Here is a 22,537-nt window from a genome sequence, read left to right as displayed (position 1 = left end):
TCATCGCTGAGGCTGTAGGTAACTGTATCGCTGATATCGGGGTCGCTGGAACTGGCAGTAATCCCCACACTGGTGCCGTTGCTGGCATTTTCCGCTATTTGATTGTAGCTGCTGTCGCTATCTGTTGGGGTAGTGGGTTTTTGATTTTCTACAGCTCCAATGTCAACTGTGCCAACTTTTCTTGTTTCTCCTCGTTGATCGAGTGGTAAAGTTTCGCTAGTATCGCTATTGTCATTTAAATCCGCATTGTCTTCTGGAATTGCACTGTCCTCTCCTGCATTAACAGCTATGCTATTAGCTGGTAATAGATGAGTTTTTGTTGAACCGCCATTATCTGTAAGATTTCCTAAACTTGGATCGCTACTGTCAATAGTTCCACTTCCTTGTGGAGATGGAATGTCGTAGCTTTCAATAATATTTTTTCCTTCGATAGTTATTGTGCTTTGGCCATCTTCATCAAAGTCAGCATATCCGGAACCAGAATCTATAGAATTATCAGCTATAATTGAATTGGTAATGGTAAGATCGGTGGGGTTACCACTATTCTTAAGTTTATTTTTGATATAAACGCCACCACCAGACTCATAGGTACTATTCCCAGCGATAGTAACGTGTGTAAGTTTTAGAACCGGATCGCCATCCTTCTGTTCGACATATAAGCCACCTCCTACACCTTCTTCATTTCCATTTGTGTCTGAAAAAGCAGTATTATTAGAAATAGTACTGTTAACGATAGTTACCGTACCATCATAATTGTTGATTCCTCCTCCAGTTGATATCGCATCATTCGCATCATCTGTATCGCTTGCATAATTATTAGAAATAGTACTATTGTAAATATTAAGAGTACCTTGCTTATTGGCAATCCCTCCACCATCGCTATAATCGCCATCGGCAGTATTTCTGGTTACCGTACTATTTTTGATAGTGACTGTACTATCGTAGTTAAATATGCCACCTCCATCATCACCACCACTTACATTGCCTCCAGTAACTTTTACATTTTCTAAAGTTAAAGTTCCTCCATTTAGTACATGAAAGACGCGATCGCCCAATCCGCTTGCATCGATCGTAGTTGTGTTAGCAGAATCTCCAATTATCGTTAATTCTTTACCATTGATATCTAAATCGCCTTTTTCTCCATCATTCTCGTTTCCAGTAATCGTAAGTTCGTAGTTGTATGCTCCAAGATTAATCGTGCTTCCATCAGGGGAGGTTACAATAGCTTCTCGTAAAGATGTATCACTATTAGAAGTATCGTACTCATCACTGGTTATATCAACAGAAACGAGGCTACCAGTATAAGTTTCCTGAATATCTCTTGAAAAAGCTATAGAAGTAGAAATTTTCCCAGTACCAAATTCTAGTTCCCAGTTTTTGCCGGTATCTGTATTCCCAACTGGCTTGGCAGAAGCAGCCACTTGCATCCCGGAAAGTTGTTCTAAAAGCTGAATAAACCAATTTCCTGCTGGAGTGGCAGCTACCTGACACCCATAAACCAACAACTCGGCATTTTCCGCTAGAACCTGACGCCATTGTTGCAGTTGCTGGTAGTATTTCGGTAATGTTTCCAAGCTTAACCGACTGTTCCCTAAGTACAAACAACCGGGAGAACCGTGGGAAACCAGGTGGATGGCTTGGTAGCGAGTTGGTACATCCTCGGAAGCTTTTGCCTGCAGAACTTCCGTGATTTGCTCGATGCCATCGCGATCGCGATCTAAGACAATCGGCTCAATGCCAGTTATAACACCTGCTGCTAAATATTGGTAATCTTCTACCCCCGAATCGATAAAAGCAATTTCCCTTTTGGAGAACAAGCCTTGACTTCGAGGGATTTCCGTTGCTTGGTCGGTTATAACAGCGGTGAATTCCATAATTCTTAAAGGATCTGATTTGCTACAACCCTATGCTCCAAATTTTACCGATCGCTACCTACGGTTGGAGCTATTTTTCCGCTCAATTCTGAAAATTTTTCGCAGAATTGTAACTTTTTGTGAACTGCCTCCTAAAAACAGTAGCCTAGCCTTTTGCGTACCCAATTGCATTTCCAGTATAGATCGCCAACCCGAGCGGAAGAACAATACAATATAAAGATTTCTCCCTATCCCGTACAAATTCCGATAAAGAATTGATGAAACCTTCGCCAACTCTAGGTGTCCCCAAACACAAAAAAAGTGGAAGCGGCCGTGACGAAACCTATGGTGCGATCGCAAGAGATCTCATAGGATTTCAGTACCATTGGCCAATCTTCCACCTTAAAAAAGAGATTTTCAAGCAAAAATACCTAAAACGCTCTAAAAACGCTCTACAGAGCATTCATTTGTTGGAAATCCTCCTCCGTTATCTCGTCTGCCTGCACCCCTACGAGACTGGCTAGGGTTTGCTCCCCAAGAGAAATAGAAACACCCACATCGGTGGAAGCAATCGTAAGTTGTGAGAAACTCAACCCACCAACCAAGCGTAGGGAATCCACGCCATCTTCAAAGTCTTCTACCGTATTGCTACCAACACCAGGTCGCAACAGGAACCTGTCACTGCCTTCGCCGCCGATAAGCGTGTCGAACCCTAAATCGCCACTCAGCAAGTCGTCGCCTGCACCGCCGGTAATGATATCTTCGTTTTGACCACCAAAGAGGGAGTCATTACCATCACCACCGGAGAGTTCGTCGTTCCCCTGGTTGCCGAAGAGCAGGTCACCACCAGCTTCGCCGTTGACCGTGTCGTTACCTTGAGAACCGATGAGGATATCGCCGCCATCGCCACCGGAAACCAGGTCGTTGCCTAAATCGCCGCTGACAACGTCGTTGCCTGCACCGCCGGAGAGTTCGTCGTCATCCATACCGCCGAACAAGACATCGTTGCCGATACCGCCATCTAGGGAATCGTTACCAGCATTGCCAAAGATTAAATCGCTGTCTTCGCCACCACTGGCGCGATCGCTACCAAAACTAGCAACAATAATATCATTGCCGGCTGCTGCTGTGATGTCGTCGTCCCCTTCAGAACCTTCCAAGGTTTCTTCTTCGTCGCTGCCGGTTACCTCATTATCCGGTACGAAGGTATCGTCGTCATCATCATCATCATCATCGTCATCGTCGTCGTCATCGTCATCGGCATCTTCACCAACATCACCGTCAGTGTCGCCATCACCCATCTCCATATCGGGGTCTTCTCCGTCGTCTTCTTCCCCGTCTTCATCTTCAACGTCATCAGTCAGTTCCACGCTGACAGTTTTGTTGGAGACGAGGAAAGATTCGCCGTCAGAACCACTCCAACGGAAATCAACAGTTCCGGTAAACCCTTCGCTGCGTTCAACAATTAGCTGGTTAATCTGTTCGACGGTAATCACCTGTCCGACAGAAACCGTTTCTTCACCTAGGAGTAACGTTGCATTCTCCGGCAGGCTGTCGATGCGAATGGACTGTAGTTGCGACCCAGAAACGTTGCTGAAGAGTTCAAAGACCCGTTCAAAGGTGTTGACATTGAGTTCGATATTCTGAACCGAAACATTCCGCTGAATACTAACTCCCGTTACCTCAATGTCGATGGTTTTGCCAAACAGGCTAAACCGTTCCCCATCAGAAGCACTCCAACGGAAATTTACATTTCCCGTAAATCCTTCTCCGGGTTTTACCACCAACCGGTCAATGTCTTCTGCACCAATAATTTGCTTGGATGTAACCTCTTCACCACCTAGAAGCAAAGTAGCATTCTCCGGCAGGCTGTCGATGCGAATAGCTTCCAATTCCGACTCTTCCGAATCCTGGAACACCTGCGAGAAGATATTGAAATTGAGTTCGATGGTATTTTCAACAGAAATATTCTGTTCGATGTCAATGTGGTCGATACTAGGAGGTTCGTTACTGGGTTCGGTTTGCGGTTCTGGTTCTACCTCTACACTGAAAGTATCGGCAACTTCCAAACCTGCCTCATCTTCCGCTTTAACGGTGATATCAGCAACGCCAGCGTTTTGGAAGTTTAAGGAAAGCTTTCCTGTCTGTGGGTTGAAATCGGATGCAACCACATCCGAATTGCTACTTTCCACCGTGTAGGAAAGTGTGTTGCTTGCCTGTTCGGCATCGGTGAAAAATGAGAAGACGTTGATGCTTTGGTTGTCGTTAGCGGTGGCACTGATATCGTCAAACTCCTTGGCTAAGGTAGGAGCTTCGTTGACATCAGTAACCTCAATGGCGAAACTTTGTTCGCTGGTACCGCCACTGTCATCTTCGGTACGTATGCGAACGTTGAGAGAGGATTTTTCTTCAAAGTCAAAGGTTTCTGCGGTTACCAACTCGTTCCCGAAAATCTGGAACAAATTGTTATCGGTGTCTCCTTCTCCCTCTACCAGGCTATAGGTGTGGTTTTCGTCGTCAAGGTCTTTGGTGGTCAAATTCCCGACGGTGATAATTCCTTCTTGATTTTCCGCCACGCTGGTACTGTCGAGTTTGGTAAGCAGTGGCGGAATATTACCACCAGTTCCCACGTGATAGAAGGTTGTCGAACCACTGACTTCGTTGGTGACAGCCAGCATAGGTTGATTAATGGGACTGTCTTCGGCGGCAATAAATTCCAATCCTTCTGGACCCAAGTCGCCAGCATTGCCGGATTCTGGCGATTCGCTGAAGTCGCGGTTGTTGATGTAGTTGGTGAAGGTGGGATTTTCTGGGTCGGTGACATCGTAGACCATGATGCCGCCGATGCGTTCCAAGCCGACGAAGGCATAGGTATTGTCGCCAATGACGCCGGTGGTTACGCCTTCTGGTTCCGGACCTTTGGCGTCGCTGCGGCTGTCGAAGTCGTTTTCGTCGTTGTCGGTATTGAAGTCGTCGGGGAACTGCTGTGCGGTAATTTGTTCGAAGTCGTTGCCGCTATCGTAAACTTGGTTGCCGTCGCTATCCCAAATGCTGAATGACCTGGCACCGTAGGAATATAGTTGCTCAAATTCTCCATCGCCATCGGTATCGCCGTCAATGGTGGATACGTCCAAGCGACCTAGGTTGGTTTCCTGTTGCAGCTGGTCGGCGTTGGGGAAGGCTTCGCTGTCGAGGGTTAAGTCTTCCACTCGTTCTTCTTCGTCTCGGGAGTCGCCTTCGTTGGCGGTAACCAAATACGTTTCGCCGTCGACGGTAAAGGAAGCAATGCTGTCTGGCTGGTACATTCCCAATACGGGGAAGGTGTCAATATCGATGTCGTCTTTATCGCTGACATCCAGACTGTTGCCAGGCTTGCTATGGTCTTTGGTTCCTAGGGGAAGAATGTCGGAGACGGAGTTGCTGTTGAGGTCTACTTTGGCAAGTGCGTTGTTTTCTTGCAGGGTTACCCAAGCGGTGTCGCCAGAGACGCTGATGTATTCTGGTTCTAGGTCTTCGGAGACGGATTTTCCTTTAAAAATACGAACGCCATCATTGACCAAATCTTCTTTCTGAGTGTTGAAGTCGGTAAAACCAGCTGCGGTGACGTTGTCTTGGCTGAGGTTACCAAGATTTTCTGGTATATCGATAATGCTGATGGAGCCTTCTGGATCGGCGGTATCGGTGGGTTCGGCTTCGTTGGCAACCAGCACTTTGCTACCATCTTCGGTAAAGGTAAGCATGTCTGGCAGCACACCTACCTCTACCTGAGCCAGGGGATTGTCACTTTCTGTTAGGGAGGTGTTGAAGAAGACGGCTTGACCGTTGGCGGTTCCATCTTCGGCTTCTACCGCGATCGCTAAGGTACCATTTTTTACATCAACGCTATTGGCTCCTTTGCCAAATGAGGTCACGTCGATGGCAAATTCTTTGGTGGGATTGGTGGGGTCGCTGGCATCGAGAATGTCGATGGTGTCGTCGTTGCCGTTGACTACGAACAAACGGTCGGTTTCTGGGTCGAAAGCCGCAATTTCTGCAGCTCCTTCGTCGAAAACGCCAGTTGTGAAACGACCCATTTCGGTTAAGACCAAGTCTTCGGTGGCTGTTGGTGGTAGGTTGAATCCGGCTACCAAGGGGTCGTGGTCGCTGGCGGCATCGGCAAATTCGCTGTTGGTATGGACAATATCTTCGCTGACAGCGTTTTTGAGGTTGTCGCTAACGAGAATGTGGTCCAGACTTTGGGAGTTGCCTTGGAAGATAAAGCTGTAGCGTTCGTTTTCTGGGAAGTTTTTGGTGAGGTTGTTTAAGCTGGAACCCAAGATTTCATCAACAGGGGAAACGAATTCAAATTCGTTCAAATCTCCCAATGCGACGACATTGGCGTTGGGGTTTCCGTTTAGAATTTCGTCTACGTAGTCTTTGACGGCGTTGGCTTGTTTGGTCCGTTCGTCGAGGGAACCGTTAACTTCTACCTCTTCTTGCCTTTCTTCAAAGGGTTGTTCGACGCCGAGAATGGGACTGCTACCTCCTTTGGAGGAGAAGTGGTTGTTTACCAGAGTTATCTGTTCTCCGTTGAATTCAAAGGTAGCAGATAGGGGAATGCGGCTGCCGAAGAAGGGGTTGTTTTCGTTTTCGGCTTGGTCTTTGGGGTCGGTGAGGGGTTCCACCGAATCTTCTACCAAATTTACTCGGTCTGGATTGTACAGGAAGGCGTTGCGAATGTTGCCGCCTGGCTGACCGCCGGTGGGACGGACGATTTCGCCGTCTTCGTTTTCAAAAGCAGGGACGATACCGGGAGTGTCGATAAATTCGTAGTTGGGACCGCCAGCGTTATCAATGGCATTGGTGAGGGTTTGCAGGGTTTGGTTGGCAGCACTCTCTTGGGTGATTTCGGCACCGTCGTTGTCTTGGATTTCTTGTAAGGCGATGATGTCTGGGGTGTTAAGATTGTCGGTAATTTGCTGCGCGATCGCTTCAAATCGACCATCCTCTACATCGTCATCTACTTCGTCGGGGTCTTGTTCGTCAACCAAGGTTACGTCTTCTTTTTTTGGGTCTAGATTGAGGACGTTGTAACTGGCAATGGTGATTTGTTCCCCGGTGGCTTCGATGTTGGTGGTTTCTGGTTCGATATCCGAGTTGGTGGCATTGAATGCTTGGGTGGGATGAATTTGGAAGTTGCCAAAGTCGTAGCTGATGACGCCGGTAACATCCCCCAACTGCGAACCGATGTTGATTTGGGGAAACTCGAAACCATCCGGTAGCAAATTTTCGTTAAAGTCGATTTGGACTTTTTCGGGATTGAAATCGTTGGGACTGATATTCAGCGTACCGCGATCGCTAATTCCAGTGGCATTGTTACCACCGTCAACTACTGTGAAAATCTCATCAAAACGATTGGTCGGACCCACAGCAACTGCATCTGCTGCTGTTACTCGCATCCCTTCCAGGGATTCAAAGAAATCGATGCCATCGGCATCTGGTTGGAATTCGCTAAAGTTGTCGTCTTCGATGTTTTCGGTGGGAGGGGTACGACCCGATTCGCCAATGACTGTTGCTTCGGGAAGGTTGTTGCCTGTGGAAATTTCCGTAATGTTGGAATTATCGGCGGTAATTTGCGTAGTGGATAGATTTCCCGTATCTTCGCCGCCAGGAAAAAATTCGCTTACCTCTCCTTCTACTTTTACTTCATCACCAGCACTAACGCTGGGAGAAGAATTGGTAAACACGAAAATACCATCAGATGTGGCTACATCATTATCACCGTTAGGGTCTTGTAAATAAAATCCGTTATCATCTACAGCCGTAACAATTCCCGAAGTCGTGACGGATTCGTCTTTAAAGGGAGATTGGTGACCTTTTCCTTGAATTGCGTAAACGGGTACGGTAATATCCCCCAAATCGTCGTTGTTGCGGGGTTCGATTTTAAAATTGCTAAAAGAATAGTTTAGCGGTCCCTGCAAGAATTCTAAAGTTTCGCCGCCGTTGGGGTTGAAGGTAATGGACCCCAAGTCATCCACTCGAACGGATCCAGAACCATCATCGATGGCAAACTCGCCAAAGTCATTATTGGGATCATCGGGGTTGGCGTCGGTGACTTCCACGTCTTCGGTACGAACGAAAACCGATTCCCACTTTTCCTGACCGACATTCCCTGTAGACAGAACTTCTGGTTCCGGCAATTCGTTGCCTTGGCTGAGAACCGTGACCGTTCCTTTGGCAATTTGCGTTAAGCCAAAGGACTCCTTTACTTCTCCTTCGACTTTAATTTCATCGCCAACTTCTAAATCAGTATTTGAATCAGTATTTGGTTGAAACAAAAACAGACCATTCCAAGGTCCGGTTCCGTCTTGGATAAAGACGCGATTGCCACCATCATAAATCCCTGTAACGATGCCGTTTGTGGTGACTGTATTCCCGACCTCTGGAGAATTGCCATCGGAATTGTTGGTATTTTGAATATCAAAAATACTGGTAGCCATGTATGCTTCTCCTCAATCTATGAGTGAGTGTGGTGTGGTTTTCTGAGCCAACAGATGTCAAGTTTGGGAATTTGTTTTCAGTAGATTCGGACCCATATACTGAAAACGACCAAAAAAAAAGCGGGGTAACGTTCCCCCCACCTCCAGAAATGGTGAACCCGTGTTTTGGTAAGAGCAAGCTAGATGGTGAATGAATATGCCGATAGGCTGCTGGATGAACGGATATCAAATGTTTCAAGAAGTGGAGGGTTCCTGAAGCAGGCGATTGGAAAAACGAAGACCCCTTGAGAACGCCAGTAGAACCAGTGCGATAGAGCAAAATGCCTGGAATTTATAGAATTCGGCAGTTTGTTCCGATTCCCAGTTCCTCAATCAAAGTATCCGGTGAAAATTAAGCTTTTTTTTAGAAAAGGTTAAAGTTTGGCTAAGAGAGGACTAGCTTCACAAAACTTATTGCAAAAGTTTTTTGATTTCTTGGATAATGGAGGTTCGCTTGTTGCTACCCCGCCGATTGGTCAAGACGCCGTGGCTGGGACCGAACAGAAAGGTCAGGGAAAATAAACCAAAAGCCACCAAAACAATCGCTGGACCCGAAGGCAAGTTGTAGTAGTAGCTTAAATACATGCCGCTGATGCTAGACAAAACGCCTAAAATCGCTCCCAATACCATGACTTGATGGAGGCGGGGAACTAGCAGATAAGCGGTAGAACTAGGAATAATCAGCATAGCCAGCACCAAAATCACGCCGACGGATTTCATGCTGGCAACCACGGTTAGGGCAATGAGAATGGTTAAACCAAAGTTTAGCAAATTGACAGGCAGACCGGCGGCTTGTGCTCCCAAGCGATCGAAGCTATAAAATAAAAGTTCTTTGTAGAGAAGAACCACGGCAGCAATGACGATAAACCCAATAATGGCTGTGTTGCGGGCATCTTCTGCTGTTACGCCTAAAATATTACCAAATAGAAAGTGGTTTAAGTCGATTTTATTTTTTTTCTGGATAATGGTAATTAGGGTAATCCCTAGGGCAAAGAAGGCGGAAAATACAATTCCCATGGCGGCGTCTTCTTTGATGGGCGATCGCGTATGGATCCAAGTAATCAAAATGGTACTCACAATCCCGGCAATAAAAGCACCCACAAAAATATTGCCCCCCAACAAAAAAGCGATCGCCAATCCCGGCAGCAACGAGTGGCTGATGGCATCTCCCAGCAAAGCCAACCGCTGTACCATCAAATAGCTACCCACCACAGCACAAATCAATCCCACCGTCACCGCCACAATTAGCGATCGCTGCATGAAACTGTACTGCAAAGGTTCTAAGAAAATCTCGAACATAACCAGATTGAAACTCCGCTATGCTACCTGTTCGGAGAAAAAGCTTACTTGACCGCCGTAAGCACGGTGCATGTTTTCCGGCTGCAACACCAAAGCGCGATCGCCACTAGCAATCAAATCTTGGTTCAATAAAATTAAATTATCAAAATTGGTAATACTTTCGCCCAAATCGTGATTGACCACTAACACAATTTTCCCTTCATCGGCTAACTCCCGAAATATATCAAACAAAATCCCCTCTGTTTTCTTATCCACCCCCACAAACGGTTCGTCCAAGAAAAAGATTTTTGCTTGTTGCGCCAGCGATCGCGCCAAAAACACCCGCTGCTGCTGTCCGCCAGAAAGTTCGCCAATTCGGCGATTGCGGTAGCCTTCCATCCCCACTCTCTCCAAAGCCTGCAAAGCAATTCGGCGACTCACACTAGAAAAACGACGAAACCAACCCGTATGCTTCACGCGACCCATCATCACCACATCCCAAACCGTCGCCGGAAACGTCCAATCAATTTGCGATCGCTGAGGAACGTAAGCAACCCGTTTCAACTGCACCTGCAAAGGCTGTCCCTGGTACATCACCTTTCCCTGACTTGCCGGAATCAACCCCAGCATCGCCTGCAACAGCGTACTTTTGCCAGCACCATTAGGACCAATAATCCCCGTCACCTTACCGGCTTCCACCTGGCAGTTAATATTCCGCAAAGCCTCTACATGGCGGTAGTGGACCCACAGCCGGTCGATGGCAATCCCTTCCCTGTTTGTCAACGTCTTCATGAAACCTCTCAGCTTATCCACTTCTCTCAATATACCAAAAAATGAAAAAAATATGATAGAAGAATGAAAAGATTATGAAAACACCAAGCAAAAATGAATTCATTCATACGCTATCTTGCAACCTCTCTGCCGCAAAAACTAACCGTAGGACTGTGCTTGCTGCCAGTGTTGCTGGGTGGCTGTACCCAATCCGACAGCAACAACCCTGCCAACAGCCATAACGACCTCCCCAACGTTGTTACCACCAGCACCATTTTGACCGACCTGGCAGAAACCGTTGGCGGCGACGACATCCAACTGTCGGGAATTTTAGAACCCGGTACCGACCCGCATATCTACGAACCTGTTCCCCAAGACAGCATTGCCTTTGAACAAGCGGATTTAATCTTGTACAACGGCTACAACTTGGAACCGAACTTAATCAAACTCATCAACGCCGCTGGCATCAACGCTAGAAAAGTTGCCGTTGCCGAAACCGTATCGCCGCTACAAGTAAAATCCGAGGAAGGAGAAAACCTAGAACCTGACCCCCACATTTGGGGAAGTGCCAAAAATGCTATCGTCATGGTGGAAACCATTCGCGATGAGTTGGTAGAACTTTCCCCGGAAGACCGAGAGGCGTTTGTCGAAAATACTGACGAACTGGTTACCGAACTGGAACGGCTGCACAATTGGATCCAACAGCAAATTGCCACCATTCCCGAAGAAAATCGGCAATTGATTACCACCCACGATGCTTTTGAATATTATGCCAATGCCTATGGGTTGGAAGTAACGGGAACGCTTATCGGTATCAGTACGGAAGAACAACCCAGTGCCAAAACCGTGCAACAATTGGTGGAAGCGGTGAAGCGAACCGATGCACCGGCGATTTTTGCCGAAACCACCATCAATCCCCAACTGATTCAGACTGTAGCGACCGAAGCTGGGGTAAAGTTGGCAGAACCGGCGTTATATTCTGATTCCATTGGACCGCAAGGGAGTTCTGCCGATAGTTATATCAAAATGATGGTTCAAAATACCAAAACCATTACGGAAAATTTGGGTGGCGAGTACGAATCGTTTCGTTAAGTGTCTCACAGGGATAGCAGACCGAACCAGAATGCTAAGCTGGCACTGGCGAGGGGAACGGTGAGATTGTCGATGCCTAGTTGGGAAATGGTTTCCAAACTTGCTGCCGCGATCGCCACCAGGGTAGCACTGACCCAGGTTTGCCAACAGTTACCTTGGGTGGCTAGTAGCAAAGAACTGCACACCACAAAAGACACCGCTACCATGGTCGTGGTACCTTCCCAACTTTTTTTATTTCCCAGAATTTTATATTTGTGGCGACCGAAATTTTGTCCTACCAATGCCGCCAAACCGTCTCCCCACGCCATGGTTAAAATACCAATGGCAGCGTATTGGGGTTGTTCTAGATGCCAGAAAGCCGCTACCAAAATGCCGATGCTGACGGCATAAAAAAATGTTCCCAAACTTTTGCGTCCGACGCTGTCAATGGCCGGTAAAATGGGGAACCAGTAGGATAACAGGGTGACGATGCTAGCCGCGATCGCTGCGGCAATGCCTAATTCCGCCGGTACTTGCAGCCACCATGCCAGCAAAATCACGTTGCCGGTGCCGATGTGAACTACTTTGCGGACCAATTCTGGGTTGGATGCTATCTGTTTGGCGATCGCGGCAGCCGCAAACACCAGTGCCAGCCACAAACCAACAGCCGTAATTTGAATCCCAAAACCAGGCGTACCTTCCAAAATTCGCAAAATGCCTAATTCTTCCTTTTGCAATGTACCATAGAATTAGCTTACGGATTTTTTAACGGCTTATGGGGTTCTTGCTAAATTCTATGCCATTATTTCGTTTTCTGGGAAAAACCCTCAAAATTCTCTTGATGTGGTTGATTCAGGCGTACCAACTGTTGGTTTCTCCCCTGTTGGGTCCACGGTGTCGGTTTTATCCCACCTGTTCCGAATACACTCTCACAGCCATCGAACGGTTTGGCATTGTTTACGGTAGTTGGCTGGCGGTTCGACGAGTGGTTCGCTGCCATCCTTTCCATCCTGGTGGGTACGACCCAGTTCCAGAAGCTTCCCATACCTGCCAGCATGGTTCCCACGGGGAAAGCAAACCGTCTCAAGATACAAAAAATACACCAATTTGTTGAGAATTGTAAAAAAAACGCTAAAAATAGAGAATTGACGTTATTGAAATTTTAGATTCGTGGCTTTGCAAAAAACGCTTTCCCTTGGCAAATGGGGAAATTTTCGCAACTGGCAGATAGATACTCTATGGCAAGATAGCCTGACCATATTTTGGGGAGACTGGCTGGATTTGCGAGTGCGGGTTCTCCAGGTCGCCGCATCTGGTTTGGTGGCACCGTTGATTTATATTTTGGCGTTTGGTTTGGGGTTGGGAAGTTCCATTCGACCGGGAATTGGCGAGAGCTATTTAGAATTTATTCTACCGGGGATGGTGGCTCTCTCTTCCATGACCATTAGTTTTACCGGTACGGTATTTTCTATTTGTGGCGATCGCTTGTATACCAAAACCTTTGAAGAGATGCTGCTGCTACCCATCCATCCCCTCGCCATGCATCTGGGGAAAATGATGGCTGGCGTGGTACGGGGATTGCTTACTTCCGGTTCGGTGTTGGTGGTGGCCATTCTATTTACTGGCAAGATTTGGAGCTTTCTCAATCCCTTGTTTTTGGGTCTTTTGGTACTCAATTGTGCTGTGTTTTCGGGATTGGGCGTTATTGTAGGATTGAAAGTGCAATCTCTGGAAACCGTGGGATTGTTTAACAATTTTCTCATCGTTCCCATGTCGTTTTTGGGAGGCACTTTCTTTGAACCCGCCGATTTGCCATCTTTGCTACAAACCGTCGTATTTGTCCTGCCTTTAACCCATACCAGCGTCGGCATGAGAGCTGCCGCCTACGAAATCTCGCAGTTTCCCTGGTATACGATTCCCATGTTACTTTTGTTCGCGATCGCCCTTTCTTTTATCGGTGCCTATCAATTTTCCCACCAACAAGATTGATGTTCATATCATAAAAAATATTTTTTGTCAAGGAGGGGGCAATGGCAAATCGCCCCCCTTTTTTATCCTAGTAGCGAGGAATGGAAGGATCCGCCATGCGAGCGTAGGCATCAATCCCACCCGCTACATTTTTCACGTTGGTGAATCCCTGCATTTGCAACCACTGACAAAGCTGTGCCGAACGCATGCCGTGGTGGCACATAGCAATGGTTTCTGCGTGGGGATCGAGTTCCTGCAAAAGTTGCTCTGCCAGCTGGCGGAACTGACTCAACGGAATCACGCGGAATCCTTCCAAACTAGCTAGAGAAACTTCTTGGGGTTCGCGTACATCGAGCAATTGCACCCAATCGCGATCGGGTGAATTGAGGCGTTGCTGTAATTCTTGGGGAGAAATTTCTGGAATGGACTGATTATCAAATAAAGCAACCATAGGCCACAGGTAGGTAGGAAACAACGAAACGAAACAGAGTGGTAAGTATTTTAACTTATTTTCGCCCTAAGCACCAAAATAAGCGGGTTCGTTCCCCGGTTTCCATTTGATATTACAGCCCATACTGGGTTTTTGGGTGGATGGCACTTCTCGGTCAAACAGAACCGCATCAATGGCAGCACGCAAATCCTTTCCAGTCACCGGTTCGTCGTTGCCGGGGCGACTGTCATCCAACTGTCCGCGATATACCAGTTTTCGGTTGCTGTCAAATAGGAAAAAATCAGGGGTGCAAGCAGCGGTATAGGCTTGGGCTACTTCCTGAGTTTCATCGTAGCAAAAGGGAAAGGTAAAATTCAGCTGTTGCGCCATTTCCTTGAGTTTCTCCGGAGCATCGTCGGGATGGGTTTCGATATTATTGGAACTAATGGCAACAATTCCCAATCCTTTACCGGCGTAATCCTGACCGATTTTCGCCAGTTCCTCTTTAATATGCTGCACGTACGGACAGTGGCGACAAACAAACATCACCAACAAGGCTTTTTGGTGGGTGAAGCTATCCAGCGAAATCGTGCCACCAGAAACGGTATCCGGAAGCTGAAAATCGGGTGCTTGCGTTCCCAAATCCAGCATGGTAGAGGCTGTAAGTGCCATAATCTCTCAAACTCCCCTCTAGGCGCAGTTCTACTTATGAAATATGGTAAACCAAAGCAAGGGGAAAGTGGTAGTTGGGTGGCAAAACTGATTTCAGCTGATGTGGCGCTTAAATCATAAAATCAAAGGGAATCGTAGTATTTTCATAAATCGCGATTCCGATTTCGTTAACCAGTTGAAATCCTATGGCTATTGGCTACGTTGCTCTCGTTTTACACGCTCACCTGCCTTTTGTCCGCCATCCAGAAAGCGATTACGTTCTGGAAGAAGAATGGCTGTTTGAGGCGATTACAGAAACCTATATTCCCCTGCTGCGGGTTTTTGAGGGGTTAAAGCAAGATGGCATTGATTTCAAGCTCACCATGAGTTTGACGCCAACGCTCATTTCCATGCTGCAAGACCCCTTACTGCAAAAACGCTACGACGAGCATTTAGCTCAACTGGAAGAACTTGTTGCCAAAGAAATCGAACACAATACCTATAATGGTCATATCCGCTATTTGGCGCAGCATTACGCTGACGAACTGAGCAAAGCTCGTGCCTATTGGGAACGCTATAACGGAAACTTGGTAACGGCGTTTGCCGAGTATCTCGACAGCAACCATCTGGATATTATTACCTGCGGTGCTACCCACGGCTACCTGCCTTTGATGAAAATGTATCCCCAGGCGGTGTGGGCGCAAATTAAGGTCGCAGTGGAACATTACGAACAGACTTTTGGGCAAAAACCCAGAGGCATTTGGATTCCCGAGTGTGCCTACTATGAAGGTCTGGAACGGATACTGGCGGATGCCGGTTTGCGCTATTTTATCACTGACGGTCACGGTATTCTATACGCCCGTCCTCGGCCGCGTTTTGGTACCTATGCGCCGATTTTTACCGAAACTGGGGTGGCGGCTTTTGGCCGCGACCACGAGTCTTCCCAGCAGGTTTGGTCCTCGGAAGTAGGGTATCCCGGCGACCCGGTTTACCGCGAATTTTTCAAAGATTTGGGCTGGGAAGCGGAATACGACTACATCAAACCCTATATTATGCCCAACGGGCAGCGCAAAAATACCGGTATCAAGTACCATAAAATTACCGGTCGCGGTTGCGATTTGGGCGACAAACAGCTGTACGACCCGTATTGGGCCCGGGAAAAGGCGGCAGAACATGCGGGGAATTTTCAGTTTAACCGCGAACGGCAGGTAGAGTACCTGTACGGGGTGATGCAACGTCCGCCGATTGTGGTTTCTCCCTACGATGCGGAGTTATTCGGTCACTGGTGGTACGAGGGACCGTGGTTTTTGGATTTTCTATTCCGCAAAAGCTGGCACGACCAGGATACCTATCAGATGACCCATTTGTCGGATTATTTGCAAGCTCACCCTACCCAGCAGGTTTGCCGTCCTTCCCAATCGAGTTGGGGGTTTAAAGGGTTCCACGAATATTGGCTGAACGAAACCAATTCTTGGATTTATCCCCACTTGCACAAGGCTGCCGAACGTGCGATCGAACTATCTACCTACGAACCCCAAGATGAACTCCAGTGGCGTGCTTTAAATCAAGCGGCCAGGGAACTGTTGCTGGCACAATCTTCTGACTGGGCGTTTATTATGCGTACGGGAACTATGGTACCTTATGCGGTCCGCCGCACGCGATCGCATTTGATGCGGTTTAACAAACTCTATGAGGAGATTAAATCTGGCAAAATTGATGCTGGTTGGTTGGAAAAGGTAGAAACCTTGGACAACATCTTTCCCAAAATTGATTACCGCGTCTACCGTCCTCTCTAACGTGTTTTGCAGCGTTCCTCTAAGGCGAATTTAGCAATGACTTTACCCAATATGTCTCCATCGGAACCCCAAACCAAACTCACGCGCGCTCATGTTTACATTTCCGGACGGGTACAAGGGGTCGGCTTCCGGGCCGCTGCTTGGCATAAAGCCACCAGTACCGGTGTCAGCGGCTGGGTGCGCAATTTACCCGACGGACGGGTAGAAGCTGTTTTTGAAGGCGAACCTACGTTGGTGGAGGAAATGATTCAATGGTGCCACCAAGGCAGTTCGGCGGCGCGCGTACGCGAAGTGAATGTGGAAAATGAAGAACCGCAAGGACTCAGCGGCTTTGAAGTCCGCTACTAGAGGGTTGAGATGGTGCCAGTAGGTATCTCGGGAATCGGGAAATATTTTGTTCTGGTTCCCTTTTTTCTACTTGTTTTTGGGAGATTTCGGAGAACTCATATTGCCAAAATCGGAAATTACATCAGGTATGGAAAAACTGGTGGAGCGCTATGCTGCCATTCTGGACGATCCGGAAGCTTTTCGCCGATCGCTACAGCAACCGCTGCCTATTTGTATTTGGGTGAACCCGCACAAAACCACTCCGGAGGCGGTGGCGGCATATTTGCAGGACCGCGATATTGATTTTGAACCGTTGGGTTGGTATCCCTGGGCGTTTCGTACCTACAATTGGGAAAAACCGGGAACTACGTTGCCTTCTATTGCTGGCTGGTTTCAGGTCCAAGAAGAAATTGCCCTCACGGCGGTACGATTGCTCGATCCCCAACCAGGCGATCGCATTTTAGATTTATGTGCGGCACCGGGGGGCAAAATGGCGCAAATTGCCTTGCAAATGGGAGAAGATGGTGTGGTGGTTGCTAATGAGGTACAAGTTCCCCGCCTGGCGAGTTTGCGCACGACCATCGAACGTTTGGGATTGCTGAATGTGGTTTCGACCAATCAAGACGGACGTTTTCTTGAATTTCTCCCCCATTCTTTCGATCGCGTTTTGTTGGATGCGCCTTGCTCTGGTGAAGGGACGCTGCGCAAAAGAAAGCCTCAAGCTAGGGGAGAATGGCGAGCTGGTTACAGTCAATATGTGGCCTCCGTACAGTGCCAGTTGTTGGAGCGCGCTTTGCAGTTGGTTAAGCCAGGGGGACGCATTGTTTATAGTACTTGTACCTTTGCTCCGGAAGAAAATGAGACGGTTTTGGAGCGGGTGTTGGGCGATCGCGGCTATGTGGAACCAGTTCCCATTCCCGAACTCACAGCCATGCCTGGGTTGCGCCAGTGGCAGGGACAAACTTTTCGCGAAGATATTGCCAATGCTCAGCGTTATTTTCCCCATTTTAACAATACAGGTGGCTTTTTCGTGGCAGCAATCCGGCGGACGGCAGCGCAATTGAGTTCTCCGCCTACCCCATCCCCAGTGATTTTGGGAGGCGCTGTTCCCGATCGCGAGGGGATACGTTGGTTTTGCGATCGCTTTGGCTGTCAGGAAGCAATTTTTCAAAACCAACAAGCTTGGGTGAAAAGTAAGGAAAAAGTCTGGCTCTCGACAGCCAACTGCCAACCCCTGCAACGACCGGAAACTCAAAATATCGGTATTTCCCTGTTGCGGGTGGTACGCGGCGAATACAAACCCACCACCTTTGCCTTGCAGCGATTTGGTGGTTTTCTGCAACGCCATGTTATCGAACTTACTGAGGAAGCGGTGGTTTGGCGCTTTTTGGCGGGAGAGTCCCAACCTCTGAACGCCGATGTGACTCCCGGGTACGTTCACGTACGCTACGGAGAATTTGAATTGGGGTGTGGCTGGTACCAAAACGGTATCCTGCGATCGCAAATTCCCAAAAGCGTGCGATCGCCTTCTGGCTTGCTTGACCCCAACAAAAAATCCAAAAATAAAGACTAATCGATGTTATTAGCTGGTTTTTTGGGAATTTCTACCTTGTTCGATCGAATTTGATTTTCTCTATAGCGGCAATCTCCTGGATTTATCCTTTTCCCAACAAAACATAATTCATTTTCTTGCCTGCAAAGAACAACTGGGTGCCGCTACTTTAACTTGTACGTTTTCCATTTTTGCTTGGCTTAACAACTGTTCCATCAGCTGTTCGGCGCGATCGCCGGCTTGGTCCAACAACCCATTGCAGGCTGCCGCCTCCAACTCACTCACCGCTTTTTCCTGGGCCTCGGTGACCAACTCCGCCTCTGCCGGTGGTGCCAACCAACGGCGGTCGATAAGAATAGGCTGGCTTTGGCGTACATCAATGGAAGTAGAAAGAACCTTAGGCGCTGGGAGATGTACCCAAGTCGTCTTCCCTACCTGCGAAATGCTGTAGCCTTCTTGCAAATCGATGCCAGCGCGAACCGAACCAAAGGCTTTGTAAGCCATTTCCAAAGACCCCACATGGACAGTTCCCATCCAAGTTTTCAACTTATTGGGTTTGGAAACCGAAACCACAGTAACCGTCTTCAGCCGCGCCGTTTCCAAATTGGCCAGTTCTTCTGTGGTTCCTGCTAAAATGGCTTCGATTTCGCTTTCCACGGCCGGCTTTTGATAGCGGTGGTGGAGAAAGAAAAACGTTGCTATGGAAGCCAAAGCCAAAAACAGCGTTGGCATGGTGGCTCTTCTCATGGCCGCACCTCGCGAACGTGGGTCGATGGAAAACAATAACTCATAGAATTCACAGTAGCAAATTTCCAGAAAAGTTCCCACGAACGTCCCTAGCGAGGTTGAATTCTTGCCAAGGTGGTGTTGCGGTAGTAGTGACCCAAAATCTGGCGGTAGTTGTATCCTTGCAAAGCCAGAAAATACGACCCCCACTGACTCAATCCCACGCCGTGACCGAAGCCGCGTCCGTTGATTTGAAAAGCAACCGGAACCGAACCGGCACTTTTGCTGCTACCGTACTGGGGAACCACTGTAAATAAACTACTGCGCAAATCTAGAATACGGCGCAATTCATCCCCATCGACAACTTTGCTTCCCTGAGAACCTTCGATACGCATGGTACTAACCCGACCTTGGGGGGTGGTTGCTTCTGGCGTCATGGATAAAATTTGGCCAATTCCAGAAATTTTGCGGTTAATATCCGACTGCGAAAGCACTTCCGTCCATTGGAAAACTGGCGCGCCGCGGTCGAAGTCTTGCACTCCTACCAGATAGGGTCGCGGCGAACTCCATACGTCTTCTACATTTTCGGTGTGACCGCCGGAAGAAGAGTGAAATACAGCTTCGATGATGCGGTGGTTGTAGGTTAGTACCTGACCTTCCGTGGCAGTCACCGCGTGGCGGGTGGTGTTGGTTTCACTTTCGAGACCTTTGTAAACTTGGGAAGCGGTGGTGTCTTCCAGGTCGTACAAGGCATTGCTTTGGTGGCGGCGTTTGTACAAAGCATAGGAACGCGCTGCCACTGCCTGTGCTTTGAGTGCTTCTACCGGCCAGTTGGTGGGAACTTCACCTCCCACGACGCTGGCGAGATAGTCTTCCAATTCTACGTAATTGATTGCCGTGACGCCGTTGCCTGTGGGGACCAAAATGGCTTCGCCGCGGTACCAGCGATCGCCAATATAAACGTACCCATTTGCCTGGGGATCGATGCGCAACTGTCCGGATCGCCAGCGTTGCAGGGAGATGCCAGAACGATCCTTGATGGCAGCTAAGGAAGTCATCCCCTCAATTTCTCCCAATGTATTGCCACGACTGTCTTCTACAGTTGCCGCAGTCGAAGTACCTATTTGTACCTGTTTGGCACCGGTTTCAATCGCCACGCGCAAAAAAACAGCGGCGTTGGCTGGTGTTGTGACTAGCAACCAAAACAGAAAAGTAAACCACCAAAATTTGGGTTTGCCAGGACGAAGCCAACGTTTCTGCGGTTGGGTGGCGCGAACCTGGCAGGGAATAGAACTCATAAAATACACTCCTCACGACAAGTAGTAGCTTTGGTCAAGCTGGCAAGACACACCCCAACTTCTCAAAAGTTAATATACGCGACCTGAGCCCACTTATATCAAAAAAATCTCCCAGTCAACCCCCCAAGTGGAAAAATTTTTTGGCGATCGCTAGAGAACCTAGATTCAAGATTCCCGATGGCTACTTCTTACTAAAACTTTCCCAGATGCTATCAAACGAAATTTTTCCCCCTAGGGGGTGTACATAGCTAGTTATGGTATAGTAATATAATAATGGTGAACACCTTGGAGAGGTGGCTGAGTGGTCGAAAGCGGCAGATTGCTAATCTGTTGTACGGTGAATACCGTACCGAGGGTTCGAATCCCTCCCTCTCCGTTGCCAAGTTTGCCAGTTTCGGTTTTGTTCCCCGCAGCGATCGCAGAATTATCCCCACTTCCTAGGAGAAGCAAGAAATGAGGATTCGGCCGTTGGCACGGCAGGCGGCGGTATTTTTTGCCTGCGCCACGATGTCAGTTTGGGGATATGCAGGTGTTGCGGCTGCTGAGGAAACAGAGCAAGTAGAAATTCCCATCAAATCAACATCGCAAGCGGTTGCCTGTCCTACTGATAGCGAACAGGCGCGGGTTTTTTACAATCGCGCCATCGAACTAACTGCAGAAGGAAAATTAGAAGAAGCCAAGGTTTTGTACCAGGAAGCGATCGCGCAAGACGAACAGTTTTGCGATGCCATGGATAATTTGGGTCATCTGTTGCGATCGCAAGGAGAGTTGGAAAAAGCTATAGAATGGTACCAGCGATCGCTTGGCGCATCTCCAGCCAACGGTACAGCCTATCAAAATCTTGGCGTTGTCTACCAAATGCGGGGAAATTACCAGCAAGCCGAATTTGCTTATCGACGTTTAAAAGCGATCGAACCGGACAATCCAGAAGGATACTATGGTTTAGGTCTGGTTTATTTAAATACAGAACAACCAGAACAAGCGATCGAGCCTTTACAAGCAGCCATTACCCTGTACCAAGAAAACGATTCTCCCTGGATTGTGGATGCGCGTTACTATTTGGGAATGGCTTACTACAAACAGCAACGATGGCAACAGGCAAGGGATGCTTTTGAACTAGTATACCAGCAGTTGGGAGATGACCCCCAACTAAATTTTTACCTGGGAATGTGCTACCACAAATCGGAAACCATTAACGACCCCGAAATGGCACAGCAATATTTTCGCAAAGCCAAGGAACTCGGCTGGGATGTTCCCGAAAAACTACTGGATGGAAATTGATTCAATGACTGGTTGTAATTTCTCCCAGAGACTTCGTCGCTTCCACAAACTGCTGGGAAACAAAAGGCAAAATCTCCTCACTTTGACTGTTTTTCTTCCCTTCCGTAAACACCACCAACAAATAAGGACGATATCCCGGAATTTCAATATAAGCAGCATCGTGGCGAACGCTACTGGTTAACCCAGCCTTCGACCAAAGTTTGATTCCCGCAATATTCTCCGTCAAACCACCCCCCAAAAAACCACGGACTTGGTTTTCTGGATTCGCATCCAAATCCGCTGGGTTGAGACTACGCCGCATCAGACGCATCATCTCTTGCGACGCTTGGGAAGAAACCGCCACACCGCCGATAATTGCATGCAACAAGCGCGTTGTGGCATTAGTAGTGAGCATATTGCGGTTTTCCATCAGTTCTCCCACAAACTGACGTTCCCGACCGTAAGGACCGTCTCCCCAAGTTTTTTGATTGATATTAATAGTTTCAAACTCTTCCCATTGAAACGATTGGAAATAGTTGTTCACCAAATTGCGTTGTTGCTTCCAAGTCTCAAACGGTCCGGGGGGTAACTCCGGTCCGCTGGTGGTTCCCGTGAGCATATCCACCATCAACCCCGTGGCATCGTTACTAGAGTCAACAATGGCATCGCGAACGGCGCGTTCTAATTCCGGCGAAGATTGAATCATGCCGTTTTGCAACCATTCGTAAACAGCCACCATATAGAAAATTTTGACCACGCTAGCGGGATAGATGCGTTCTTCGCCGCGATAGTGAACTCCCCTGACTGGCTGGTTCCAAAACGTTTCTGGATTCAGCGCGCCTCCGGTATTGACGGGAATGGGAGGGTCGTAAACTACCCAGCTAAAGGCAATTTGATTTTTAGCCAGTTGGGGAAACTGTTCCCAGGTGGCTTGCAAAATGCGATGCTTTTGGTCTTGCAGTTGTTCGTCGGTTTGGAAAAAAGGCATAATTCGGTGCAAACGTTGAACCAAGGGAAATTCCCGTTCAAATCCGCCGG

Annotated in this window: 17 protein-coding genes and 1 tRNA gene; 8 read left to right on the top strand and 10 right to left on the bottom strand. The window is 48.1% G+C overall.

Translation table 11 applies throughout. The features are described from left to right. The 4 genes from AS151_RS15175 to AS151_RS15160 form a co-directional block, all read right to left on the bottom strand. A partial coding sequence (locus AS151_RS15175) for a DUF4347 domain-containing protein (RefSeq protein WP_139240684.1) occupies positions 1–1,874 on the bottom strand: 1,874 nt, incomplete at its 3' end. A 431-nt stretch (positions 1,875–2,305) separates the two neighbouring features. Then, positions 2,306–8,332: a choice-of-anchor I family protein gene (locus AS151_RS15170; protein ID WP_071517899.1), complete on the bottom strand. Its 6,027-nt coding sequence runs from the start codon at positions 8,330–8,332 to the stop codon at positions 2,306–2,308. 450 nt (positions 8,333–8,782) lie between these two features. Continuing rightward, a complete protein-coding gene (locus AS151_RS15165) occupies positions 8,783–9,670 on the bottom strand; it encodes a metal ABC transporter permease (protein WP_071517898.1) in 888 nt (295 codons plus the stop codon). Positions 9,671–9,688: 18 nt separating this feature from the next. After that, the gene (locus AS151_RS15160) at positions 9,689–10,441 is read right to left on the bottom strand and encodes a metal ABC transporter ATP-binding protein (protein ID WP_071517897.1); all 753 of its coding nucleotides are present in this window, start codon (positions 10,439–10,441) and stop codon (positions 9,689–9,691) included. 93 nt (positions 10,442–10,534) lie between these two features. Here AS151_RS15160 and AS151_RS15155 point away from each other — a divergent pair, with 93 nt between their 5' ends. Further along, entirely contained in the window at positions 10,535–11,512 is a 978-nt protein-coding gene (locus AS151_RS15155; RefSeq protein ID WP_071517896.1) for a zinc ABC transporter substrate-binding protein, read from the top strand. A 5-nt stretch (positions 11,513–11,517) separates the two neighbouring features. Here the strand turns inward: AS151_RS15155 and AS151_RS15150 are convergent, their stop codons facing one another. After that, positions 11,518–12,228: a diacylglycerol/polyprenol kinase family protein gene (locus tag AS151_RS15150; protein ID WP_244533035.1), complete on the bottom strand. Its 711-nt coding sequence runs from the start codon at positions 12,226–12,228 to the stop codon at positions 11,518–11,520. A 59-nt stretch (positions 12,229–12,287) separates the two neighbouring features. Between AS151_RS15150 and yidD the strand changes: the two genes are divergently transcribed. Both yidD and AS151_RS15140 read left to right on the top strand, forming a co-directional pair. After that, positions 12,288–12,605, top strand: a complete 318-nt coding sequence (yidD, locus tag AS151_RS15145) for a membrane protein insertion efficiency factor YidD (protein WP_071517895.1) — start codon at positions 12,288–12,290, stop codon at positions 12,603–12,605. Between the two features lie 62 nt (positions 12,606–12,667). After that, positions 12,668–13,480, top strand: coding sequence for an ABC transporter permease (locus tag AS151_RS15140; protein ID WP_071517908.1), 813 nt, complete (start codon positions 12,668–12,670; stop codon positions 13,478–13,480). A 67-nt stretch (positions 13,481–13,547) separates the two neighbouring features. On the opposite strand, the gene AS151_RS15135 is transcribed toward AS151_RS15140, so the two are convergent. Beyond that, a complete protein-coding gene (locus AS151_RS15135) occupies positions 13,548–13,910 on the bottom strand; it encodes a rhodanese-like domain-containing protein (protein WP_071517907.1) in 363 nt (120 codons plus the stop codon). A 66-nt stretch (positions 13,911–13,976) separates the two neighbouring features. Further along, positions 13,977–14,561 carry a thioredoxin family protein gene (locus AS151_RS15130; protein WP_071517894.1) on the bottom strand — a complete coding sequence of 195 codons (585 nt, stop codon included), beginning with the start codon at positions 14,559–14,561 and terminating at the stop codon, positions 13,977–13,979. A gap of 185 nt (positions 14,562–14,746) precedes the next feature. Here AS151_RS15130 and AS151_RS15125 point away from each other — a divergent pair, with 185 nt between their 5' ends. From AS151_RS15125 to AS151_RS15115, 3 genes are all read left to right on the top strand, one after another. Continuing rightward, the gene (locus tag AS151_RS15125; RefSeq protein ID WP_071517893.1) at positions 14,747–16,336 is read left to right on the top strand and encodes a glycoside hydrolase family 57 protein; all 1,590 of its coding nucleotides are present in this window, start codon (positions 14,747–14,749) and stop codon (positions 16,334–16,336) included. Positions 16,337–16,372: 36 nt separating this feature from the next. Continuing rightward, positions 16,373–16,684 (top strand): acylphosphatase, encoded by a 312-nt coding sequence (locus AS151_RS15120; RefSeq protein ID WP_244533034.1) that lies wholly within the window; start codon positions 16,373–16,375, stop codon positions 16,682–16,684. Between the two features lie 127 nt (positions 16,685–16,811). Beyond that, a complete protein-coding gene (locus tag AS151_RS15115; protein WP_139240682.1) occupies positions 16,812–18,236 on the top strand; it encodes an SAM-dependent methyltransferase in 1,425 nt (474 codons plus the stop codon). A gap of 108 nt (positions 18,237–18,344) precedes the next feature. On the opposite strand, the gene AS151_RS15110 is transcribed toward AS151_RS15115, so the two are convergent. Together AS151_RS15110 and AS151_RS15105 are read right to left on the bottom strand one after the other, a co-directional pair. Continuing rightward, positions 18,345–18,962, bottom strand: coding sequence for a DUF4230 domain-containing protein (locus tag AS151_RS15110; RefSeq protein ID WP_139240680.1), 618 nt, complete (start codon positions 18,960–18,962; stop codon positions 18,345–18,347). A gap of 89 nt (positions 18,963–19,051) precedes the next feature. Further along, complete coding sequence (locus tag AS151_RS15105; RefSeq protein ID WP_071517890.1) at positions 19,052–20,239, bottom strand: SpoIID/LytB domain-containing protein; 1,188 nt, start codon at positions 20,237–20,239, stop codon at positions 19,052–19,054. Between the two features lie 287 nt (positions 20,240–20,526). Here AS151_RS15105 and AS151_RS15100 point away from each other — a divergent pair. Both AS151_RS15100 and AS151_RS15095 read left to right on the top strand, forming a co-directional pair. Then, a tRNA-Ser gene (locus AS151_RS15100) sits at positions 20,527–20,615 on the top strand. A 77-nt stretch (positions 20,616–20,692) separates the two neighbouring features. Next, the gene (locus AS151_RS15095) at positions 20,693–21,520 is read left to right on the top strand and encodes a tetratricopeptide repeat protein (protein ID WP_071517889.1); all 828 of its coding nucleotides are present in this window, start codon (positions 20,693–20,695) and stop codon (positions 21,518–21,520) included. A 1-nt stretch (position 21,521) separates the two neighbouring features. Here AS151_RS15095 and AS151_RS15090 read toward each other — a convergent pair whose 3' ends face one another. Next, positions 21,522–22,487 (bottom strand): serine hydrolase, encoded by a 966-nt coding sequence (locus tag AS151_RS15090; RefSeq protein ID WP_071517888.1) that lies wholly within the window; start codon positions 22,485–22,487, stop codon positions 21,522–21,524. Positions 22,488–22,537 lie beyond the last annotated feature (50 nt).

The sequence above is a fragment of the Geitlerinema sp. PCC 9228 genome (assembly GCF_001870905.1).
GTDB lineage: Bacteria > Cyanobacteriota > Cyanobacteriia > Cyanobacteriales > PCC-9228 > PCC-9228.
Note: the sequence above shows the minus strand (reverse complement) of the source record. Positions and strands in the feature narration are given on the sequence as shown.

What these genes read in the sequence shown, in the direction of transcription:
- AS151_RS15170 (WP_071517899.1), bottom strand. Translation starts at nt 8,332, where the DNA reads ATGGCTACCAGTATTTTTGATATTCAAAATACCAACAATTCCGATGGC.
- AS151_RS15165 (WP_071517898.1), bottom strand. Translation starts at nt 9,670, where the DNA reads ATGTTCGAGATTTTCTTAGAACCTTTGCAGTACAGTTTCATGCAGCGA.
- AS151_RS15160 (WP_071517897.1), bottom strand. Translation starts at nt 10,441, where the DNA reads ATGAAGACGTTGACAAACAGGGAAGGGATTGCCATCGACCGGCTGTGG.
- AS151_RS15155 (WP_071517896.1), top strand. Translation starts at nt 10,535, where the DNA reads ATGAATTCATTCATACGCTATCTTGCAACCTCTCTGCCGCAAAAACTA.
- yidD (WP_071517895.1), top strand. Translation starts at nt 12,288, where the DNA reads ATGCCATTATTTCGTTTTCTGGGAAAAACCCTCAAAATTCTCTTGATG.
- AS151_RS15135 (WP_071517907.1), bottom strand. Translation starts at nt 13,910, where the DNA reads ATGGTTGCTTTATTTGATAATCAGTCCATTCCAGAAATTTCTCCCCAA.
- AS151_RS15130 (WP_071517894.1), bottom strand. Translation starts at nt 14,561, where the DNA reads ATGGCACTTACAGCCTCTACCATGCTGGATTTGGGAACGCAAGCACCC.
- AS151_RS15125 (WP_071517893.1), top strand. Translation starts at nt 14,747, where the DNA reads ATGGCTATTGGCTACGTTGCTCTCGTTTTACACGCTCACCTGCCTTTT.
- AS151_RS15120 (WP_244533034.1), top strand. Translation starts at nt 16,373, where the DNA reads ATGACTTTACCCAATATGTCTCCATCGGAACCCCAAACCAAACTCACG.
- AS151_RS15115 (WP_139240682.1), top strand. Translation starts at nt 16,812, where the DNA reads ATGGAAAAACTGGTGGAGCGCTATGCTGCCATTCTGGACGATCCGGAA.
- AS151_RS15110 (WP_139240680.1), bottom strand. Translation starts at nt 18,962, where the DNA reads ATGAGAAGAGCCACCATGCCAACGCTGTTTTTGGCTTTGGCTTCCATA.
- AS151_RS15105 (WP_071517890.1), bottom strand. Translation starts at nt 20,239, where the DNA reads ATGAGTTCTATTCCCTGCCAGGTTCGCGCCACCCAACCGCAGAAACGT.
- AS151_RS15095 (WP_071517889.1), top strand. Translation starts at nt 20,693, where the DNA reads ATGAGGATTCGGCCGTTGGCACGGCAGGCGGCGGTATTTTTTGCCTGC.
- AS151_RS15090 (WP_071517888.1), bottom strand. Translation starts at nt 22,487, where the DNA reads ATGCCTTTTTTCCAAACCGACGAACAACTGCAAGACCAAAAGCATCGC.